Annotated in this window: 14 protein-coding genes; 11 read left to right on the forward strand and 3 right to left on the reverse strand. The window is 72.5% G+C overall.

All coding sequences use genetic code 11. The features are described 5' to 3' along the window. Nucleotides 1-289 precede the first annotated feature (289 nt). Nucleotides 290-1411, forward strand: a complete 1122-nt coding sequence (gene mnmA / locus ACZ7EC_RS23160) for a tRNA 2-thiouridine(34) synthase MnmA (RefSeq protein WP_471065241.1) — start codon at nucleotides 290-292, stop codon at nucleotides 1409-1411. Between the two features lie 6 nt (nucleotides 1412-1417). On the opposite strand, the gene ACZ7EC_RS23165 is transcribed toward mnmA, so the two are convergent. Beyond that, nucleotides 1418-2200 carry an alpha/beta fold hydrolase gene (locus ACZ7EC_RS23165; protein ID WP_471065242.1) on the reverse strand — a complete coding sequence of 261 codons (783 nt, stop codon included), beginning with the start codon at nucleotides 2198-2200 and terminating at the stop codon, nucleotides 1418-1420. Nucleotides 2201-2237: 37 nt separating this feature from the next. Next, nucleotides 2238-2561 carry a DUF427 domain-containing protein gene (locus ACZ7EC_RS23170; protein WP_471065243.1) on the reverse strand — a complete coding sequence of 108 codons (324 nt, stop codon included), beginning with the start codon at nucleotides 2559-2561 and terminating at the stop codon, nucleotides 2238-2240. A gap of 74 nt (nucleotides 2562-2635) precedes the next feature. Here ACZ7EC_RS23170 and ACZ7EC_RS23175 point away from each other — a divergent pair, with 74 nt between their 5' ends. The 5 genes from ACZ7EC_RS23175 to ACZ7EC_RS23195 all read left to right on the forward strand — a co-directional run bounded on the left by ACZ7EC_RS23175 (nucleotide 2636) and on the right by ACZ7EC_RS23195 (nucleotide 9831). Beyond that, nucleotides 2636-3175, forward strand: coding sequence for an LOG family protein (locus ACZ7EC_RS23175; RefSeq protein WP_471065245.1), 540 nt, complete (start codon nucleotides 2636-2638; stop codon nucleotides 3173-3175). Nucleotides 3176-3182: 7 nt separating this feature from the next. After that, on the forward strand, nucleotides 3183-3881 hold the full coding sequence (locus tag ACZ7EC_RS23180) for an SDR family oxidoreductase (RefSeq protein WP_471065247.1): 699 nt from the start codon (nucleotides 3183-3185) through the stop codon (nucleotides 3879-3881). Between the two features lie 149 nt (nucleotides 3882-4030). Continuing rightward, nucleotides 4031-5029 (forward strand): methionine synthase, encoded by a 999-nt coding sequence (locus ACZ7EC_RS23185; RefSeq protein WP_471065302.1) that lies wholly within the window; start codon nucleotides 4031-4033, stop codon nucleotides 5027-5029. Between the two features lie 15 nt (nucleotides 5030-5044). Further along, complete coding sequence (ligA, locus tag ACZ7EC_RS23190) at nucleotides 5045-7243, forward strand: NAD-dependent DNA ligase LigA (RefSeq protein ID WP_471065249.1); 2199 nt, start codon at nucleotides 5045-5047, stop codon at nucleotides 7241-7243. A gap of 260 nt (nucleotides 7244-7503) precedes the next feature. Then, on the forward strand, nucleotides 7504-9831 hold the full coding sequence (locus ACZ7EC_RS23195; RefSeq protein ID WP_471065251.1) for a putative bifunctional diguanylate cyclase/phosphodiesterase: 2328 nt from the start codon (nucleotides 7504-7506) through the stop codon (nucleotides 9829-9831). A gap of 121 nt (nucleotides 9832-9952) precedes the next feature. Here ACZ7EC_RS23195 and ACZ7EC_RS23200 read toward each other — a convergent pair whose 3' ends face one another. Further along, complete coding sequence (locus tag ACZ7EC_RS23200) at nucleotides 9953-10543, reverse strand: TetR/AcrR family transcriptional regulator (RefSeq protein ID WP_471065253.1); 591 nt, start codon at nucleotides 10541-10543, stop codon at nucleotides 9953-9955. Between the two features lie 93 nt (nucleotides 10544-10636). On the opposite strand from ACZ7EC_RS23200, the gene ACZ7EC_RS23205 reads away from it, so the two are divergent. From ACZ7EC_RS23205 to gatB, 5 genes are all read left to right on the forward strand, one after another. Further along, complete coding sequence (locus tag ACZ7EC_RS23205; protein WP_471065254.1) at nucleotides 10637-11008, forward strand: DUF4267 domain-containing protein; 372 nt, start codon at nucleotides 10637-10639, stop codon at nucleotides 11006-11008. A gap of 232 nt (nucleotides 11009-11240) precedes the next feature. Beyond that, nucleotides 11241-11537: an Asp-tRNA(Asn)/Glu-tRNA(Gln) amidotransferase subunit GatC gene (gene gatC / locus ACZ7EC_RS23210; protein ID WP_006130840.1), complete on the forward strand. Its 297-nt coding sequence runs from the start codon at nucleotides 11241-11243 to the stop codon at nucleotides 11535-11537. A 2-nt stretch (nucleotides 11538-11539) separates the two neighbouring features. After that, on the forward strand, nucleotides 11540-13036 hold the full coding sequence (gene gatA, locus ACZ7EC_RS23215; RefSeq protein ID WP_471065256.1) for an Asp-tRNA(Asn)/Glu-tRNA(Gln) amidotransferase subunit GatA: 1497 nt from the start codon (nucleotides 11540-11542) through the stop codon (nucleotides 13034-13036). Next, nucleotides 13033-13272 carry a hypothetical protein gene (locus tag ACZ7EC_RS23220; protein WP_471065257.1) on the forward strand — a complete coding sequence of 80 codons (240 nt, stop codon included), beginning with the start codon at nucleotides 13033-13035 and terminating at the stop codon, nucleotides 13270-13272. The genes gatA and ACZ7EC_RS23220 overlap by 4 nt, the downstream gene beginning before the upstream one ends. A gap of 16 nt (nucleotides 13273-13288) precedes the next feature. After that, nucleotides 13289-14803 carry an Asp-tRNA(Asn)/Glu-tRNA(Gln) amidotransferase subunit GatB gene (gene gatB / locus ACZ7EC_RS23225; protein ID WP_471065259.1) on the forward strand — a complete coding sequence of 505 codons (1515 nt, stop codon included), beginning with the start codon at nucleotides 13289-13291 and terminating at the stop codon, nucleotides 14801-14803. The last annotated feature ends 124 nt before the right edge of the window (nucleotides 14804-14927 follow it).

Below are 14927 nucleotides of genomic sequence, written 5' to 3' on the forward strand. Positions count from 1 at the left end.
GGGTTCCCTTCGCCGGCATTGTCCGGATCAGGTGTCTGGAGGTCGCCTTCCGGTCTACGACCATCCGGCCTCTCAGCCCGAGCGTCGACGTCGGCACCAGCGGATCCCTCGCGGTCTCTCGCTGACGTCGGCTACTCCGCTTGGACTCCCTCACTCGTCTCGTAGGTCTACGACCACCATAAGCCCGCCCATACCAGACATAAAGGGCCTCGTCCATGATTTTTCCGGGGCCGGTACCCCGCCCGCACCCGGCCGCCCGGTCCCCGCGGCCCCGTACCCTGGAAGCGTTATGACTGAGACCCCGCAGCGCCCCCTCCGCGTCCTCGCCGCCATGTCCGGTGGGGTCGACTCCGCCGTCGCCGCCGCGCGCGCCGCGGAAGCCGGCCATGACGTCACCGGCGTCCATCTCGCGCTCTCCGCCAACCCCCAGTCCTTCCGCACCGGCGCGCGGGGCTGTTGCACCATCGAGGACTCCCGCGACGCCCGCCGCGCCGCCGACGTCATCGGCATCCCCTTCTACGTGTGGGACCTCGCCGACCGCTTCCGCGAGGACGTCGTCGAGGACTTCATCGCCGAGTACGAGGCCGGCCGCACCCCCAACCCCTGCCTGCGCTGCAACGAGAAGATCAAGTTCGCCGCGCTCCTGGACAAGGCGCTCGCCCTCGGCTTCGACGCCGTCTGCACCGGCCACTACGCCAAGGTGATCGTCCGCGAGGACGGCTCCCGCGAGCTGCACCGCGCCTCCGACATGGCCAAGGACCAGTCGTACGTCCTCGGCGTCCTGGACGAGAAGCAGCTCGCGCACGCCATGTTCCCGCTCGGCGACACGGTCACCACCAAGGAGGAGATCCGCGCCGAGGCCGAGCGCCGCGGCCTCGCGGTGGCCAAGAAGCCCGACTCGCACGACATCTGCTTCATCGCCGACGGCGACACCCAGGGCTTCCTGGCCCAGCGGCTCGGCAAGGCCGAGGGCGACATCGTGGACGAGTCCGGTACCCGCCTCGGCACGCACGAGGGGGCGTACGGCTTCACCATCGGCCAGCGCAAGGGCCTGCGCATCGGCACCCCGGCCCCGGACGGCAAGCCCCGCTACGTCCTCGACATCTCCCCGGTCACCAACACCGTCACCGTCGGCCCGGCCGACGCCCTGGACGTCACCGCCCTCACGGCGATCAAGCCCCGCTGGTGCGGCACCGCCCCCACCGCCCCCGGCACCTACACCGCCCAGCTGCGCGCCCACGGCGGCGAGACCGAGGTGCGGGCCGAGCCGGTCGACGGCGAACTGCGCGTCACCTTCACCGAACCGGTCCGCGGCGTCGCCCCCGGCCAGGCGATCGTGCTCTACGACGGCACCCGCGTCGTCGGCTCGGCCACGATCGCCTCGACGACGCGGGCGACGACGGCGGTGTGACCCCGGCTAGGCCGTGAAGAACTCGGCCAGGACCGGGCCCAGCACCTCCGGCTCCACCATGTGGGTCTGACCCTCCAGGACCCGGTACGCGCCGTCGGGCACCGCGTCCGCGATGTCCCGGCCGGCCCCTCGCATCCACTCGGGGCTCGCGCCGCCCGCGATGGCCAGCAGGGGGACGGAGACGGCCGCGAGGCGGTCGCGGGGGAGCAGTCCGTCGCCCATCACGGCGTCGTCGTACGCGAGGCTCGGCGCGACGGCCTCCAGGCCGGGCCACATGGGGGACTGCCGGGCACGCCGGATCATCTCCTCGCCGAGTCCGGTGAGCCGCAGGAACAGCTCGACCGCGTCCCCGCGCCGGCCCTTTGCGAGCGCCCGGCCGAGGTTCCGCTTGTACTCGGCCTCCCGCTCGGCGCCGCCGGGCAGATGGTCCGCGTACGGCACCTCGTACACCGCCGTACGGGTGACCGGCAGCCCGCTCGCCGCCGCCTGAAGCACCAGCGCGCCGCCGGAGGAGACGCCGAACAGCGCGGCGTCCCCGCCGGCCGCGTCGAGCAGCGCGGCCAGGTCCTCGATCTCGCGTTCCACCGCGTACGGCGCGGTGTCGCCGCTCTCGCCGCGGCCCCGGCGGTCGTAGACGACGGCCGTCACCCGGTCCGCGAGCCGTTCGGCCAGCGGGGCCAGGGTGCCGCCGGTGGACATCGCGCCGCTCACCAGGATCACCACCGGCCCCCGGCCGGTCACCGCGTAGGCGAGAGGGGTTCCGTCGCGTGAAGTCGTCCTCTTGTCCATGTCGGTGCAGACTGCCGCACGAGGCCCGACTCGTCGGTCACGACACGTCGGCTTCGTAGAAGCAGAGGTGGTCCTTGATCGCCGCGACGTCCGGCTTCGGCTCCGGGTACGCCCAGGCGAGATCGGGCGCGTCCGGCAGCGACCAGTAGGACGCCGTGCCCTTGAAGGGGCAGACGGTGTGGGTCCCGGAGGGGGTCAGCAGGTCGAGCCGTACGTCCCCGGCCGGGATGTAGTAGCGGTCCGGGCAGCCCGTCTCGCGCAGGACGAGGGGGCGGTCGGTCTCCGCGAGCACCTGGTCGCCGTGCACCACGCGCACGTGCCGCTCGCCGGACTCGATGGTGATGGTGTGTCCTTCGGCCATACCAGGACAGCGCCGCCGGGCGCCGGGTTCTTCCCGCGTACGGCGCCGGGTTCCTCCCGCGTACGGTAGAGGCCATGAACATCTGCGTCTTCCTCTCCGCCGCCGACCTCGACGAGCGGTACACCCGCCCCGCCCGCGAGTTCGCCGAGCTGCTCGGCAAGGGCGGCCACACCCTGGTCTGGGGCGGTTCCAACGTCGGTCTGATGAAGGTCGTCGCCGACGGGGTGGAGGAGGCGGGCGGCCGGCTGGTCGGCGTGTCCGTGGAGTTCCTGGCCAACAGGACGCGGCCCGCCGCCGACGAGATGGTGATCGCCGCCGACCTCGCCGAGCGCAAGAAGCTGCTCCTGGAGAAGGCCGACGCCGTCGTCGTCATGGTGGGCGGCACCGGCACGCTGGACGAGGCCACCGAGATCCTGGAGCTGAAGAAGCACGGGCGCACGCGGAAGCCGGTGGTGCTGCTGAACACCGCCGGGTTCTACGACGGGCTGCGCGAGCAGTTCCGCCGCATGGAGGAGGAGGGCTTCCTGCCCCGCCCCCTGGCCGAGCTGGTCTTCTTCGCCGAGGAGCCGGCCGGCGCCCTCGCCTACCTGGAGGAGCAGCTCGGCACCCGCTGATGCGAGCATGGCGGGTATGGCTACACATGTGATCACCGGGGCCGGTTCCGGCATCGGCGCGGCCGTCGCCCGCCGGCTGCACGCGCGCGGAGACGGACTCGTGCTGCACGCGCGGGACGCGGGACGCGCGAAGGAACTGGCCGCGGAGTTTCCCGGCGCCCGCACCCTGGTCGGCGACCTCGCCGAACCCGACCGGCTCTCCTGGGCGTTCTCCCACCAGGCGCTGCCCGACCGGGTGGACTCCCTGCTGCACGTCGCCGGCGTGGTGGACCTCGGCGAGGTGGGCGAGCTGACCCCCAAGTCCTGGCGCCACCAGCTCGACGTCAACCTCCTGGCCCCCGCCGAGCTGACCCGCCTCCTGCTGCCCCAGCTGCGCGCGGCCCGCGGCCACGTCCTCTTCGTCAACTCCGGCGCGGGCCTCGCCGCGCACGCCGGCTGGGGCGCGTACGCGGCCTCCAAGCACGGCCTCAAGGCCCTCGCCGACGCCCTGCGCCAGGAGGAGCACGCCGCGGGCGTCCGCGTCACCTCCGTGTATCCGGGCCGCACCGCGAGCCCCATGCAGGCCAAGGTGCACCAGCAGGAGGGCAAGGAGTACGACGCCGGCAAGTGGATCGATCCCGAGTCGGTGGCCACCACGATCGTGATGGCGCTGGACCTCCCGCGGGACGCCGAGGTCAACGATCTGACGGTACGACCGGGACGGTGAGCGGCGGACGGTGAACGGCGGTCCGTGAGCGGGGCGGTGCCGGGACCCTTCCGGTAACGCGCCCGTTCACCGCGGTCTCCGGCCTCCCCGCAGGTCCGGGCGGTTCCCAGGCCGCGGCCGTGACGGCTTACGCTGCCGGGGTGAGCGAGATGAGTGGGTTCAGGTTCGCGGGCGCCACCGGCGTCGGGTCGATGCCCGGCGGGGACGCGCGCGAGGCCGTCAAGACCGTCACCGGATCCTTCGAGGACTTCCCGTACCTGCCCGAACTGCCCGCCCGCGGGCCCGGCGCGGACATGCTGGGCCGGACCGCCGGGATGCTGGTCGAGCTGTACGCGCGCGTGGAGCCCAGCGGCTGGCGGATCGGGGACCGGCCGGGGCGGGACACCCGGCGGGCGCGCGCCTGGCTCGGGGAGGACCTGGACGCGCTGGAGGAGTTCACGCAAGGCTACGAGGGCGACCTGAAGGTGCAGGCGGTCGGGCCCTGGACGCTCGCCGCCGCCCTGGAGCTGAGGAACGGCGAGGCCGCCCTCTCCGACCCCGGCGCCTGCCGCGACCTCGCCGGCTCCCTCGCCGAGGGGCTCCGGCTCCACCTCGCCGAGGTCCGGCGCCGCGTCCCCGGCGCCCGCGTGCTGCTCCAGCTCGACGAGCCCTCCCTCACCGCGGTGCTGCGCGGCCAGGTCCGCACCGCCAGCGGCTACCGCACCCACCGCGCCGTGGACCGCCAGGTCGTGGAACACACCCTCCGGGAGGTCGTCGGCGCCCACCCGGACGGCCCGGTCGCCGTCCACTCCTGCGCCCCCGACGTGCCCTTCGCCCTGCTGCGCCGGGCCGGTGTCGACGCCGTGTCGTTCGACTTCACGCTGCTCACCGAACGTGACGACGACGCGATCGGCGAGGCCGTCGAGGCAGGCACCCGGCTGTTCGCCGGTGTCGTACCCGGCACGGACGGCCCATTGTCAGACCCTGCCGGTAGCGTCATGGGTGTCAGGACGTTGTGGCGCAGGCTGGGGCTGCATCCGGGCCTGCTCGCCGAGGCGGTCACCCTCACCCCGGCGTGCGGTCTCGCGGGCGCTTCCCCCGCCTACGCGCGCCAGGCGCTCGCCCATTGCGTCCGGGCGGCGAGATCCCTCGCGGACAACCCAGAGTAACGGGAGGACAACACGGTGGCCGGCGACAAGCAGGCGGAGACCACGGCGGTGCCCGCCGAGGCCCGCGACAGGCACGCGCAGCTGGCGGAGCAGATCGAGGAGCACCGCTTCCGGTACTACGTGAAGGACGCTCCCGTCATCAGCGACGCGGAGTTCGACCAGCTCCTGAAGTCCCTGGAGGCACTGGAGGAGCAGTACCCCGAACTGCGCACCCCCGACTCGCCCACCCAGAAGGTCGCGGGGTCGTACGAGACGGAGTTCACCGCGGTCGAGCACCGCCAGCGCATGCTCTCCCTCGACAACACCTTCAACGACGAGGAACTGGCCGCCTGGGCCGACCGCATCGCCCGCGAACTGGGGGACCAGAAGTACCACTTCCTGTGCGAGCTGAAGGTCGACGGCCTCGCCGTCAACCTCACGTACGAACGCGGCCGCCTCACCCGCGCCGCGACCCGCGGCGACGGCCGCACCGGCGAGGACATCACGCCCAACGTGCGCACCATCGCGGACATCCCCGACCGGCTGGACGGCGACAAGGTCCCCGACCTGGTGGAGATCCGCGGCGAGGTCTACTTCCCGATGGAGAAGTTCCTCGAACTGAACGAGCGCCTGGTCGCAGCCGGCGACAAGCCCTTCGCCAACCCCCGCAACGCGGCGGCCGGTTCGCTGCGCCAGAAGGACCCCCGCGTCACCGCCACCCGCCCCCTGCACATGGTGGTGCACGGCATCGGCGCCCTGGAGGGCTTCAGCGGCATGACCCGCCTGTCCCAGGCGTACGACCTCCTCAAGTCCTGGGGCCTGCCCACCTCCTCGCACAACCGGGTGGTCGACGGCCTCGACGGCGTCCGGCGGTTCATCGCGCACTACGACGGCGAGAACCGCCACTCCGTGGAGCACGAGATCGACGGCGCCGTCATCAAGCTGGACGAGATCCGCCTCCAGGGCCGCCTCGGCTCCACCGCGCGCGCCCCCCGCTGGGCCATCGCCTACAAGTACGCGCCGGAGGAGGTCAACACCAAGCTCGTCGACATCAAGGTGGGCGTCGGCCGCACCGGCCGGGTCACGCCGTATGCCCAGGTCGAGCCGGTCACCGTCGCGGGCAGCGAGGTCGAGTTCGCCACCCTGCACAACCAGGAGGTCGTCAAGGCCAAGGGCGTGCTGATCGGTGACACGGTCGTCATCCGCAAGGCCGGCGATGTCATCCCGGAGATCCTCGGCCCGGTGGTCGACCTGCGCGACGGCAGCGAGCGGGAGTTCGTGATGCCCGGCGAGTGCCCCGAGTGCGGCACCCCGCTGCGGCCCATGAAGGAGGGCGACATCGACCTCCGCTGCCCCAACGCCCGTAGCTGCCCGGCCCAGTTGCGCGAGCGCGTCTCCTACCTCGCGGGCCGCGAGTGCCTGGACATCGAGCACTTCGGCGGGGTGGCCGCCGCCGCCCTCACCCGCCCGCTGGAGCCGGCCGACCCGCCGCTGGTGGACGAGGGCGACCTGTTCGACCTGACGGTGGAGAAGCTGCTGCCCATCAAGGCGTATGTCCTCGACCCGGACAGCGGGCTGCCCAAGCACGACCCCAAGACCGGCGAGGCGAAGGTCGTCACGGTCTTCGCCAACCAGAAGGGCGAACCCAAGAAGAACACCCTCGCCCTGCTGGAGAACATCGAGGCGGCCAAGTCCCGCCCGCTGGCCCGCTTTCTGAACGGGCTGTCCATCCGGCATGTCGGCCCGGTCGCCGCCCAGGCCCTCGCCCGCGAGTTCCGCTCCGTCGACCGCATCGAACAGGCCACGGAAGAGGAGTTGGCGGCCACCGACGGCGTCGGACCCATCATCGCCGCCGCGGTCAAGGAGTGGTTCGCCGAGGAGTGGCACCGCGAGATCGTCCGCAAGTGGAAGGCCGCGGGGGTTCCGCTGGAGGACCAGGTCAGCGGGGAGGCGGAGGGTCCGCGTCCGCTGGAGGGGCTGACCGTCGTGGTCACCGGCACGCTGGAGGACTTCACGCGGGACGGCGCCAAGGAGGCGCTCCAGAGCCGGGGTGCCAAAGTGACCGGCTCGGTTTCGAAGAAGACCTCTTTCGTTGTTGTTGGTGACAATCCGGGATCGAAATACGACAAGGCCATGCAATTGAAGGTTCCGGTGCTCGACGAGGACGGATTCGGCGTCCTGTTGGAGCAGGGTCCCGAGGCCGCGACGGAGGCCGCGCTTCCGACCGAGGAGTAGCGGTTGAAGGCCACCCGTTCGGCGCATACCAGTTGCATACGGGTGGCGCCGGGCGCATTCGGGCAACCGCCGACGACCGGTGCCCGTGGAAGCCCCGCGCGGCCTAGTGTTGAGTTGTGCACCTGCCGTGCCCGGCGGCGGACGGGGGCGTTTCCCTGCCCGCCGCGGGCGCGGCGAGGGTTTCTTCAGCGCGAAGCCGTCGATGGTGTCGGACATCGGGCCGCGTGGCGTGGGCACCGCCGGCTGTGAGAGGGACGGGAATGGAACCGACCGAGAGCGTCGCCCCGGACTCACGGCTGCGCCTGCGCCGCCGCGCGCTCGCCTGGCGGGAGATCCTGCGGCCCGGACGCGGTGGCGGTCGTACCGGCCCGCGCGTCCACCCGGCCATGGCCGGCCCCGCCGGCGCGCCGGGCACCCGCGTGCCCCTCGCCATCGAACCCGCGCCCGGCCTGGCGGGCGGGGGCGTCGGCCTCGGTGCCGGGCCGGAGTCCGGCCGGCCGGTGCCCTGGCCCGCACTGCCCGCGGCCGTCACGGCGGCCGCCGCGCTCGTCCTGGCCGCCGGCTTCGTCCGCGCCTTCGACGGCGGCCACGCCCTCTTCCCGGGCGGCACCCTCGGCTGGTCGCTGGCCCTGCTCACCGGGATCATCGTCGGACACCTCGTCATGCTGGGCCGCGCCCGCTGGTGGGGCGGCACCGGCTCGGGCGCCGCGCTCACCCTCGCCGTGCTGCTGCTCTACGGCTGGGTGCCCGCCGGCATGGTCAGCCTGACCGTCGTCGTCCTGGTCGGCGTCGCCCGCCGGCACCGCTGGCGCCAGGGCGTGCTGCACGGCGCGACGGACATCCTCGGCATCGTCGTGGCCGCCCTGCTGCTCGGCGCGCTGGGCCGGGTGCCCAGCGTGGAGCAGCCCTGGCGGGCGCAGACCTGGGGCCTCGCCACCGTGCCCGAGGTCGTGCTCGCCGCCCTCGCCTACCTCGCCGTCGGCCGGGGCCTGCTGTGGTACCTGACCGCGCCGCGCGAGCACGGACTGCCGAGCATCCCCCGGCCGGCGCTGGTCCGGCAGGGGCTGGTGGCCGTGGCGCTGCTCGGCATCGCGCCGCTGCTCTGCGTGGTCGCGGAGGCCCAGCCGGTGCTGCTGCCGCTGTCCGCCATCCCCCTCATCGCCCTCGACTCGGCCCTGTGGATGGCCCGCGCCCGCGCCGAGGAGCAGTTGCGCGATCCGCTGACCGGGCTGCCCAACCGGCAGTGGCTCCAGGAGCGGATCTGGACCGCGCTGGACGACGCCGACCGTGTAGGCGCCCGCTCCGCGCTGATGCTGATCGACCTCGACCGTTTCCGCTCGGTCAATGACACTCTCGGTCATCTCGCCGGTGACCGGCTGCTGTTGCAGATCGCCGAGCGGCTGCGGCTCGCCCTGCCGCGCGGCGCGGAGGCGGCCCGGCTCGGCGGCGACGAGTTCGCCGTCTTACTTCCTGCAGCCGACTCCATCACGTCGGCGATGCGGGTCGCCCGCGGCCTGGTGGCCGCCCTCAGCTCCCCGCTCGACCTGGACGGCCTCACCCTCGTCCTGGAGGCGAGCGCCGGGGTCGCCGTCTTCCCGGACCACGCGATGGACGCGGAGGGGCTGCTGCGGCGGGCCGATGTGGCCATGTACCAGGCGAAGCGGGACCGTACGGGCGTCGAGGTCTACGAGTCCAAGCGGGACTCCAACACCCCGGACCGGCTCGGTCTGCTCGGCGATCTGCGCCGGGCGCTGGACGCCCGCGAGGTGCAGCTGCACTACCAGCCCAAGGTGCGCTTCGACGGCCAGGTGGCCGGTCTGGAGGCGCTGGTGCGGTGGGTGCACCCGGAGCGCGGGAAGGTGCCGCCGGACGAGTTCATCGCGATCGCCGAGTCCTCCGGGCTGATGCCCCATCTCACCGAGTACGTCCTGGAGACCGCCCTCGCACAGGTCGCCCGCTGGCGGGCGCAGGGCATCCGGGTGCCGGTCGCGGTCAACGTCTCGCCGCGCGATGTGCACACACCGGGATTCGCGGGCTCGGTCGCCGCGCGGCTGGCCCGGCACGGGGTGCCGGCGGGCGCGTTGCAGCTGGAGATCACCGAGCACGTCCTGCTGGAGGACCCGCAGCGGGCCGCCGACACCCTCGCGGCGCTGACCGGGCACGGCGTCAAGATGTCCCTGGACGACTTCGGGACCGGGTACTCCTCCCTGGTGCATCTGCGGCGGCTGCCGGTCAGCGAGCTGAAGATCGACCGCTCCTTCGTGGCCCGTCTCGCGGTGGACGCGGAGGACGCGGAGATCGTGCGCTGCACCATCGACCTCGCGCACTCCCTGGGGCTGCTCGTGGTCGCGGAGGGCGTGGAGGACGACGAGACCTGGGAGCGGCTGCGGGACCTGGGCTGCGACGCGGTGCAGGGGTGGCTGGTGGCCGCGGCGATGCCGCCGGAGGAGACGACGGCGTGGCTGCGCTTCCGCCAGAGCAGTGTCGGCTCGCCCACGCGCCGCCCGCTGCCCGAGGGCGAGGCGCCGGTTCCGGGCGCGAGCGGCCCGCCCCCGGCGACGGCGGGAGGCCGTAAGCCGTCCGCCTAGGGCCCGGCGTGAACCTGCCGGCCGCAGTCTCTCGCGGCCGGCCGCGACCCCGGGCGGCGGCCGGGCGGTCCCGCGCACCGGTCGGCCGCGAGTCCGCCGGCACCCGGTGGCGTACGCCTTCCTACCCTCCCGCCGACCCCGCGTGCGCGAACCGGTCCACCAGCAGTTCCAGGCGCCGTTCGTGCGCCCCCTTAGGCAGCCGGCCGCTGCGCACCAGGGTGGCCAGGCCGTGCAGGGCGGCCCAGAAGGTCTCGGTCAGCAGGCCGGCCTCCTCCTCGGCCGAGACCGGCGCCACCGCGGCCAGCAGCTCACCGAAGGCGTCCTGGAGGGGGGCCGGGGCCTCGGGGGTGGCGAACGGCAGGTCCACCAGGTGGGTGAACATCGCGTCGTAGAGGGCGGGGCGGCGCCGGGCGAAGGCGGTGTAGGTCCGGGCGACCGCCGCGAGCGAGCCCCGGACGCCGTCCGCACCCGCGCGGGCCCGCCGTAGCTCCGCCGCCAGATCGGCGCAGCCGTCGACCGCGACCGCCGCCATGATCGCGTCCTTGCCCTTGAAGTGGCTGTAGAGGACGGGCTGGCTGTACTCGATCTCGGCGGCCAGCCGGCGTGTGGTCACCGCGTCCCAGCCCTCGGCCTCGGCCAGTTCCCGCGCGGCCGTCACGATCAGCTGCCTGCGCTCGGCTCGTTCGCGCTCCCGGCGCGTCTGGATCGTCATATCCGGAATTCTAGCAACGCTAGGCAATCTATCGGTGCTCTGCTAGCGTCACTCGTGTTGCTAGCGCCGCTAGCCAAATCGACGGGAGACGTCATGACCACCGCCGCCTACACGCTGGCCGTCCTGCTCGACCTGTTCTGCCTCTTCCTCGGTTACCGCTTCTGGTTCCAGCCCGGCCCGGCCGCCGCGGGCTACGGCGTCCCCGCCGACCCCGCGGGCGACGCCGGCGCCTATCTGGCGGTCAAGGGCGGCAGGGACGGCACCCTCGGTCTCATCGGCCTCGCCCTGCTGGCGTTCGCCGGCGCGCGCGCCGAGGCGTGGTTCATGCTCTGCGTGGCCCTCATACCGCTCCTCGACACCGTGACGGTCCTGCGGCACGGCGGACGGAAGGCCGTCGCGTTCGGGGTGCATTTCGCCACCGCGGTGGCCGTCCTCGTCTGCGCCGCGCTCCTGTTCGCGGCCTGAGCGGATCGCGTGTCCGGGGCGGGCCCGCCCTTCCCGAGATGGCCCCTCCTGGCATCCGCGAGATGGCCCCTGCTGGCGAGGGGAGCGGTACGACAATCCTCCCTGGAGAGCGCCGCCCGGTGACGGCCGGCACCACCGGGCGCGGGCCCGCGGGGAAACCGTTTAACGGCCGGGCCACCCCGCCCCATAGGATTGGCTCCAAACCACACACACTCACCCAGAGGATCGCTGCATGCCTGGCATCACGCGCGAGGAGGTCGCCCACCTCGCCCGGCTGGCGCGTCTGGAGCTGAAGCCCGAAGAACTCGACCACTTCGCCGGCCAGCTCGACGACATCATCGGCGCGGTCGCCCGCGTCAGCGAGGTCGCCGACCAAGACGTACCGCCGACCTCGCACCCGCTCCCGCTGACGAACGTCATGCGCGCGGACGAGGTCCGTCCCTCGCTCACCCCCGAGCAGGCGCTCTCCGGCGCCCCCGCCCAGGAACAGCAGCGTTTCAAGGTGCCGCAGATCCTGGGGGAGGAGTGACCATGACGGACAACATCATCAAGCTCACGGCCGCGCAGATCGCCGAGAAGATCGCCTCCGGCGAGCTGACGGCCGTCGCGGTCACCGAGGCCCACCTCGCCCGCATCGAGGCCGTCGACGAGAAGGTGCACGCCTTCCTGCACGTCGACCGCGAGGGCGCCCTCGCCCAGGCCCGCGCCGTGGACGAGAAGCGGGCCCGCGGCGAGAAGCTCGGCCCGCTGGCCGGCGTCCCGCTCGCGCTCAAGGACATCTTCACCACCGAGGGCGTGCCCACGACCGTCGGCTCGAAGATCCTGGAGGGCTGGATCCCGCCGTACGACGCGACGCTCACCAAGCGCCTCAAGGACGCCGACGTCGTCATCCTCGGCAAGACCAACATGGACGAGTTCGCCATGGGGTCCTCCACCGAGAACAGCGCCTACGGCCCGACCGGCAACCCCTGGGACCTCACCAAGATCCCCGGCGGCTCCGGCGGCGGCTCCTCCGCCGCGCTCGCCTCCTACCAGGCGCCGCTCGCCATCGGCACCGACACCGGCGGCTCCATCCGCCAGCCGGCCGCCGTCACCGGCACCGTCGGTGTGAAGCCGACCTACGGCGCGGTCTCCCGCTACGGCATGGTCGCCTTCTCCTCCTCCCTCGACCAGGGCGGCCCCTGCGCCCGCACGGTCCTGGACGCGGCCCTGCTGCACGAGGTCATCGCGGGCCACGACCCGATGGACTCCACCTCCGTCGACGCCCCGGTCCCGCCGGTGGTCGAGGCCGCCCGCAACGGCAGCGTGGCGGGCATGCGCGTCGGCGTCGTCAAGCAGTTCCGCGGCGAGGGCTACCAGGCCGGCGTCATCCAGCGCTTCGACGAGTCCGTCGAGCTGCTGAAGGAACTGGGCGCCGAGATCGTCGAGCTGGACTGCCCGTCCTTCGACCTCGCGCTGTCGGCGTACTACCTGATCGCGCCGTCCGAGTGCTCCTCCAACCTCGCCCGCTTCGACGGCCTGCGCTACGGCCTGCGGACCGGCGACGACGGCACGCGCTCGGCCGAGGAGGTCACCTCCCTGACCCGCGAGGCCGGCTTCGGCCCCGAGGTCAAGCGCCGCATCATGCTCGGCACGTACGCCCTGTCGAGCGGCTACTACGACGCCTACTACGGCTCCGCGCAGAAGGTCCGCACCCTCATCACGCGGGACTTCGAAAAGGCGTTCGAGCAGGTCGACGTGATCGTCTCCCCGACGACGCCGACCACTGCCTTCGCGATCGGCGAGCGCGTCGACGACCCGATGGCGATGTACCTCGCGGACCTGTGCACCATCCCGACCAACCTGGCGGGCAACGCGGCCATGTCCCTGCCCTGCGGACTCGCCCCGGAGGACAACCTCCCGGTGGGTCTTCAGATCATCGCCCCGGCGATGCAGGACGATCGCCTGTACAAGGTGGGCGCCGCCGTCGAGGCCGCCTTCGTGGAAAAGTGGGGACACCCGCTGCTTGAGGAGGCTCCGTCGCTGTGAGCAAGCTGTCCAAGGCCAAGGACTTCAAGAAGTCCAAGTCCGGTACGTACCTGTCCATGGCCACCACCGCGTTCGGCGCGATCGGTGTCACCAAGCAGATCAAGAAGGCCCGCGCCGAGCACGACACGCTGCGGCTGATCGACGCCTCGGTCTCCGCCGTCGCGATCGTCACCGGCCTCGCGATCCTCTACCGCGAGCTGAAGCGGCTGGGCGACGACGACGTCCTGCTGGGCTGAGAGGGAAGTTTTCACCGTGACCACCACGACCGACCTGGTGTCGTACGAGGACGCGCTGGCGTCGTACGACCCCGTCATGGGCCTCGAGGTCCATGTCGAACTCGGCACCAAGACCAAGATGTTCTGCGGGTGCTCCACGGAGCTGGGCGCCGAGCCCAACTCGCAGACCTGTCCCGTCTGCCTCGGCCTGCCCGGCGCGCTCCCGGTCGTCAACGCGACCGGCGTCGAGTCGGCCGTCAAGATCGGCCTCGCGCTGAACTGCTCGATCGCCGAATGGTGCCGCTTCGCCCGGAAGAACTACTTCTATCCGGACATGCCGAAGAACTTCCAGACCTCCCAGTACGACGAGCCGATCGCCTTCGACGGCTATCTCGACGTACAGCTGGAGGACGGCGAGACCTTCCGCGTGGAGATCGAGCGCGCCCACATGGAGGAGGACACCGGCAAGTCGACGCACGTCGGCGGCGCCACCGGCCGTATCCACGGCGCGTCCCACTCCCTGCTGGACTACAACCGCGCCGGCATCCCGCTCATCGAGATCGTCACCAAGCCGATCGTGGGCGCCGGCGAGCGCGCCCCCGAGGTGGCCAAGGCGTACGTCCGTGAGCTGCGCGAGGTCATCCGTGCCCTCGGCGTGTCCGAGGCCCGCATGGAGATGGGCCAGATGCGCTGCGACGTCAACCTGTCGCTGATGCCCAAGGGCGCCGACAAGTTCGGCACGCGCTCGGAGACGAAGAACGTCAACTCCCTGCGCTCGGTGGAGCGCGCGGCCCGCTTCGAGATCATGCGGCACGCGGCCGTGCTCTCCTCCGGCGGCACCATCGTCCAGGAGACCCGCCACTTCCACGAGGACACCGGGTCCACGACCTCGGGCCGCGTGAAGGAGGAGGCCGAGGACTACCGGTACTTCCCGGAGCCCGACCTGGTCCCCGTCGCGCCCTCGCGCGAGTGGGTCGAGGAGATCCGCGCGGCGCTGCCCGAGCTGCCGCTGGTGCGGCGCACCCGGCTGCTCGCCGAGTGGGGCATCTCCGCCACCGAGATGCAGGCGATCCTGAACGCCGGCGCGCTGGACCCGATCGTCGCCACCATCGAGGCCGGAGCCGACGCGGCGTCCGCCCGCAAGTGGTGGATGGGCGAACTGGCGCGCAGCGCCAACGAGTCCGGCACCTCCCTGGACGAGCTGCCGATCACCCCGCAGCAGGTGGCCCGCGTCACCGAGCTGGTCGCGAAGGGCGATCTGAACGACAAGCTGGCCCGCCAGGTCATCGAGGGCGTCCTCGCGGGCGAGGGCACCCCGGACGAGGTCGTCGACCAGCGCGGCCTGAAGGTCGTCTCCGACGACTCGGCGCTCGGCACCGCCGTGGACGAGGCCATCGCCGGCAACCCCGGCATCGCGGACAAGATCCGCGGTGGCAAGGTGGCCGCGGCCGGCGCCCTGGTCGGCGCGGTCATGAAGGCCACCCGCGGCCAGGCCGACGCGGCCCGCGTCAAGGAGCTGATCCTGGAGAAGCTCGGCGTCAGCGAGGGCTGAGCCACCGTCAACCGAGGGGGACGCGCCGCACCGGCGCGTCCCCCTCGGCGTCTCCGGTGCCGTCCGCCCCCGCTGTGAGTAAGCCCACGAACGCGGCAAAGGATCACTTTTGCCTGCAAGAGTG

It is taken from the genome of Streptomyces sp. NPDC037203 (assembly GCF_055605065.1).